General features: G+C 67.7%; 2 protein-coding genes. Both read left to right on the forward strand.

The annotated features are described in order from the left end of the window. Positions 1-1595 (forward strand): sensor histidine kinase (locus tag DBR22_RS18395; protein ID WP_108600198.1); only part of this gene is annotated, 1595 nt, incomplete at its 5' end. Continuing rightward, positions 1588-2250: a response regulator gene (locus DBR22_RS18400; RefSeq protein ID WP_108600199.1), complete on the forward strand. Its 663-nt coding sequence runs from the start codon at positions 1588-1590 to the stop codon at positions 2248-2250. The genes DBR22_RS18395 and DBR22_RS18400, both read left to right, overlap by 8 nt. Positions 2251-2548: the final 298 nt, after the last annotated feature.

Here is a 2548-nt window from a genome sequence, read left to right on the forward strand (position 1 = left end):
CGCTGATGGCCACCGCCGAGGCTGCGCGGACCCGGACAGGTGCACTTTTTGTGGTCATTACCGACGAGACCGGGCTGCGGCTGGCGCACCCGGACCCGGAAAGGCTGGGAGAAAAAGTCAGCACGGATCCGTCCGAGGCCCTCGCCGGCCGGGAGGTAACCACCCGCAACACCGGCACCCTCGGTCCGTCGGCCGGCGCCAAGGTCCCCGTCTACGCGCCCGGCACCACGGCCATCGTGGGTGAAGTGAGCGTCGGGTATTCCATGGAGAGCGTGAGCCAGACTGTTGCGCGGGACGTTGGACCGGTGGCACTGGCTGCCGCGGGATCCCTGCTGGCCGGGGTGTTGGCATCGTTCCTGTTGCGGCGCAGGCTCCAGCGGCTGACGCTGGGCCTGGAACCGGAGGAGATCAGCACCCTGGTCCACGATCAGGTGGCCGTACTGCAGGGCGTTGACGACGGCGTCATCGGCGTGTCGGCCGATGGCAGGATCAGCGTCTTCAACGCCGCCGCGCAGCGCCTCCTCTCCCAGCCGGACCTGGCCGGGACTCCCTGGGCCGACGCGCCGGTGCCGGACCAGCTCAAAGCCCTGACACTTCCGGATGCCAGGGAGGCGGAGGCCATTGAGCTCGTCGCTGGCGGCCGCGTGCTGGTGGTCAGCGCGCGCAAGGCCCTGCACCGCCGCGAAGACCTGGGCTGGGTGATCATGCTGCGCGACCGTACCGAACTGCAGCAGCTGACCCGGCAGTTGGACGCCGTGGGCACCATGTCCACGGCCCTGCGCGCCCAGCGCCACGAGTTCGCCAACCAGTTGCACACCATCGCCGGTCTCATGAGCATCGGTCAGCACCAGCAGGCCCGCGACTATTTGGCCGGGCTTGCCGCCACCGGGCCACTGAAATTTCCCGTGGACCAGGCCGAACTGCTGCAGGACCCCTATCTCCAGGCCTTCGTGGGTGCTAAGGGCGTGGAGGCTGACGAACGCGGGGTGACGCTGCGGATCGGCCCCGAAACACTGGTCCGTGGCCAGGTCACCGAGCCGCAGGACGTGACCACTGTCCTGGGCAACCTGATCGACAATGCGGTGAATGCCGCTGTGGCCGGCTCCTCCACTGACCGCTGGGTGGAGCTGGAGGTACTCGACGAACCGGACGACGACGGCGGCACCCTGCACATCGTCGTCGCCGACTCAGGTGACGGGCTGGGCGCCGGGACAGACACTGAAGCCGTGTTCGCGGAGGGATATACGACTGCCGCTGGGTCAGCGGCTGCGGGCTCTGCGGCTGCCGGAGCAGCACCCGCGGGCCCGGCGGCTGCGGGCTCGGCGGCTGCCGGATCCGGGACTCCCGGTTTCAGCCGGTCCAGTGGTGGCCAGGGGCTGGGACTGGCTCTGGCCCGGCAGTTGGCCCGCCGCCGCGGCGGCGACGTGAGGGTGCTGGAGGCCGGCTCGCCGGGCGGACCGGGAGCGGTCTTTATGGCGTCGCTGCCCCGCACCACAGCGGGAAGCAGCGCAGCCGGAAACGACGCAGCCGGAAATGACGCAGCCGCAACTAACTCAGTTGGAAATGACTCAGCTGGAGAGGATAACGATGCCTGAGGATTACAGGGTGTTGATCGTGGACGACGACTTCCACGTCGCCAAGCTGCACGCCGCTTATGTGGATTCAGTGGCGGGATTCCTCGCACTGTCACCGGTGGGTTCGGCGTCGTTGGCTCTGCAGGCGATCCACAGCCTGCGCCCGGACCTGGTGCTGCTCGATGTGTACCTGCCGGATGCGTCCGGCCTTGATTTGCTGCAGCAGCTCGACGTGGACACGATGATCCTCAGCGCGGCGTCGGACGCGGCGTCCCTCCGTATTGCCTTTCGTCGCGGTGCCCTGGGGTATCTGTTGAAGCCGTTCACCGCTGAATCCCTGTCACAGCAGTTGAGGTCCTATGCCAGGTACCGCCGTATTCTGGGTCAGCCGGGCGTGCTGGATCAGGAAGCTGTGGAACGTGCCAAACGGGCCCTGATTCCCGGCGATGTGACGCCGTCGGCCAAGCCCCGCTCGGCCACGGAGGCCGCGGTCCTGGAGTCACTCGTTCCCGGTGAGCAATACTCAGCTGCCGAAGTCGCGACGCGCGTGGGGGTATCCCGGGCCACGGCGCAACGCTACCTGTCCTCGTTGGCCGACGACGGCGCCGTGGACATCCAGCTGCGCTATGGCACTACCGGCCGTCCCGAACACCGCTACGGCCTTCCCGCCCAATAGGGGTCAACCGCTGCTATCGACCTGCTGAAACGAACGGTCAGCCGTGAGGCGTTCAGCACCCGCGGACGTCGACGAAGCAGCGTTGGCCCGTTGCCGTCAAACACTCCGGGGGCCGACCACCAGCAGCAGCCCTCACAGATCAACGGGTCCTCGCATCCCCGGCCGGGCTTAAATCAGCCTGCAACCCTGAGCCGGCGGGCGGGAGCGCCTCCGGCAAGTAAGCCTGCCGGTCTTCCAACACGTATTCCGGCAGTTGTGGTGGTTCCCAGTCGGGTTGTTCGCTGGCGTAGTGTCTGCC

Source organism: Arthrobacter sp. HMWF013, assembly GCF_003061105.1.
In the GTDB taxonomy this organism is placed as follows: domain Bacteria; phylum Actinomycetota; class Actinomycetes; order Actinomycetales; family Micrococcaceae; genus Arthrobacter.

Coding starts and splice junctions, on each gene's coding strand:
- DBR22_RS18400 (WP_108600199.1), top strand. CDS start 1,588: ATGCCTGAGGATTACAGGGTGTTGATCGTGGACGACGACTTCCACGTC.